The 3,456-nt window shown below is 36.8% G+C and carries 2 protein-coding genes; both read left to right on the plus strand.

Features of this window, described 5'->3' with window-relative positions; translation table 11 throughout:
- Window positions 1–2,512: S-layer homology domain-containing protein (locus AC1DSB_RS16600; RefSeq protein WP_477587144.1), on the plus strand; the 2,512-nt coding region annotated here is incomplete at its 5' end.
- Window positions 2,513–2,750: 238 nt separating this feature from the next.
- The coding region (locus AC1DSB_RS16605) for a hypothetical protein (RefSeq protein WP_477587145.1) at window positions 2,751–3,456 on the plus strand (706 nt) is incomplete at its 3' end.

Consider the following 3,456-nt stretch of genomic DNA (forward strand, 5'->3'; position numbering starts at 1 on the left):
ACCTAAGGATCTTCAATGGGCTGTAAACTTCCTAGTTGAAAAGAAAATCGTTTCTGGTAAAGCAGCTGGTAAGTTCGGCGCTAACGATTTAACTACACGTGGAGAAATGTCGAAAATCATCGCTAACGCTTACAACTTAGTAGGTGATGCAACAAACAAATTCCCATTCACTGACGTGTCTGACACTTTCAAGCAATACGTTGATGCTTTAAACGAAGCTGGTGTTGCTCAAGGTTTGACAGCAACAAAATTCGGTACTGGTGAAAACGTAACACGCGGTCAATTCGCATTGTTCGTATTCCGTGCAGAAACATCAGCTGCTAATTCTGWGTTAGCTTCTGTTAATGCAATTGGCGTGAAAAAAATTGAAGTTAAATTCAACAAAGCTGTAGATACTACAAAAGCAGCAATTACTGTTGGAAAAGCTACTTCTAATCAAGGAATCTCTAAAGTAACTTTTGCTGAAGATAAAAAATCTGCAGTAATCGAATTAAATAACAAGTTAACTAAAGGAACTTACACAGTTTCTGTTTCTGGTTTAACTGAAACTGCACTAACTAAAGATGTAACAGTTGAAAGCGAAGCAGTTGCAACAGTTAAATTATTATCAGACAAAGCAATCATCGCTGCTGCTAACACTGCTGAAGTAGGTTATGAAATTCAAAACCAATACGGTGAAGCAATGACAACTGCAGCTCCGATTGCAACATCTACTCTTGGAACAGCAGTAGCTTTAAATGGTAAAGTAACAATTACTAAAACTGATATTAAAGCAGGAGAAGCATTTACTCTTACTTTGATTGACAGTGCATCAGCGAAAAGTGTATCTGCACAATTAACTGTTGCTGCAGAAGCAAAAGCTGTTGATGTAACTTTCGGTAGTTTAGTAGACGTTAATAACAAAGTTGTTGAAGCTCTTAAACAAGAAGATAACGCAAAAGATTTCTACGTTTCTGTAGATGTTAAAGATCAATATGGTCGCAAAGTAACTAATGTTGCAGCTTTAAACGCTGACTTACTTGTTACATCTTCAAATGGTGGTGTAGTATCAGCTGGTACATTCGCAGAAGTAACAGATGCGGATGGTAAAAAACATACTACTCTAGCATTAGATGTAAAAGATGCATACGGTGAGTCAATTATCACAGTAGTATCTAAATCTACTGGTAAAGCAGTTACTTACAAAGCGACAGTATTAGAAGCTACAAAAGTAGATGTTGTTAAACTTAACGCTCCTACTGTAGACCTAATTGCTGGCGGAGATAAAGTTTCATTCCCAGTAGAAGCTACAGATAACAAAGGTAACGTAATTACTAAAGCATCTGCTTTAGCTGGTATTACTCCAAGTATCACTGGTGCAACTGCAACTGGAGCTGGTACATTCGTTGAAAAAGATGGAAAAGTATTCTATGAAGTACAATTAGATGGAAATGCTAATACATCAGATCGCACTGCTGTATTAACAGTTACTTCATCAACTGGTAAAGTTGATACTGAAATTGTATCTGTTAAAGCTACTGCAACTCCAAAAACAATCGTTGGTTTGAAATCAACTGTTGAAACAGCAATTTTTGCTGGCGAATCAGTAGATTTAAAATGGACTGACTTCGTAATTCAAGATCAATACGGACGTACAATGACATACGTGGCTGATGCTAACTATGACATCGTTGCTACTTCTAGCAATGCTAATGTAACAGTTACTTCTGCTACGGCTGATGATACTACAAAAGTAACATTAAAAGGTGCTGCAAAAGGTACTTCTTCAGTGACATTAGAATTACAAAAAGCTGGTGTTGCACTTCACACTACAGACGTAACTTTCCGTACTGTAGCACAAAGTGAAATCACTAAGTATGAATTAGCTGATGTTACTCCTTTATATAACGATGTAAACTACGCAAGTGAACTAACTGTAAATGGTTTCACTGCAGATGGTAAAAAACTAGTTATTCCTGCTACTGAATTCAACGTACTAGGCTTACCAACTGGTGTAACATTTGATGGAACTGAGTTAACTACTGATGGAACTTTTGTATGGGGTTCTGATGCTTCAGTAGTTGAAAAAACTGTTAATTTATCAGTTGTTATTAACAACACTGGTGACACACTAGCGAAATCTGTAGTAGTTTCACGTGTAGCACCTTCAGTTTCTACTTTTGAAGTAAAAGAAGATAAAAAAGTAGTTACTGAGTTGAATTTAGCTGTTGCTACAGCTTCAACTGTGAATGCTGATGACTTAGCTGAATTCTTAGTTGTTGCTGACCAATATGGTAAAGCTGCAACAGTTGATGCAACTACAGGGAAAATTGCTTTCGCTGATGTTACTACAACAATAACACCAACATTCACATTCTCTAGCGTAACTAATGCTAGTGGCGGTGCTGCTCCAACACTTACAAATAACGGTAATTCATCTGCTGCAGTAGCTGGTTTAGATACTGGTGATAGCTTGAACGTAACTGTTAAAGCTGGCGGTAAAACTGTTACTGTTAAAGTTAACGTTAAGTAATATCTTAAACTAACATTTTTTAAAGAGGATCATACCAGATATTCTGGTATGATCCTTTTTTATCTTTTTCACGATTTAAGAATGAAAACATCAAAATCTTCAGTAGGCAGCTATAGCATATAGGACTAACAACAAAAGAGTTCAAGTAAGCATTTATATTCATTTAGCAATTATTCTCACAAATAGCCAACAATATGAAATATACTTTACATATATTGCGTACTGAAGGAGCAACTACATGAAAAAATCATTATTAATCTTTTTATTTGTTATCGGAATTGGATTTTCACTTCCACAACTGGTTTCCGCAAATGATACTATGATGCATGGTCAGTTAACTAATGATCAAGTACCATTGTATTCATCAATGGAAATGACAAATGCTGTCTCAACTTTGCAAGGTGCAGGCAACACAGTTCAATACCAGCCGACACAAAATGCTTCAATGTTACGAGTGTCTATTGGTGGAAAAACCTTTTACATGGAAAGTCGATTTTTGGCACCATCCGACAAAGTATTGCCGGACGTTCAAACTGGCACTGAAAGACAAATTAATACAAAAACCAACTTTACTATTTTCGGTGAAAAATCTTCGTCAAGCAATGTGTTAGTTCGTGGGAATTCAGCAGTTTCTTTCACGACAATTGGCTACGAAAATGGATTCTTCAAAGTTTTGGTCGCAGGGAAAGTCGGATATTTCCCGGGGAATGATGCAATCATATCTTTCACAAAACCAGCAATGTCGATTCAAGTCTTAGAAACAAAGCTTCCGTTATATGAAGTACGCAGTGGTGAGCGAATTCAAGTCGGATCCTTAGCGTCTGGTTTTATCATTAATCGTGAGAAAGAAGTTAGTGGTTATCATCAATTTGTCGCAAAAGGGAAGACCTATCAAATTCCTGTAAAGGGCACTTGGCCATCCAGTACAGCTGCAACAATCATAC

The organism is Paenisporosarcina sp. P4_E4_2 (assembly GCF_056401595.1).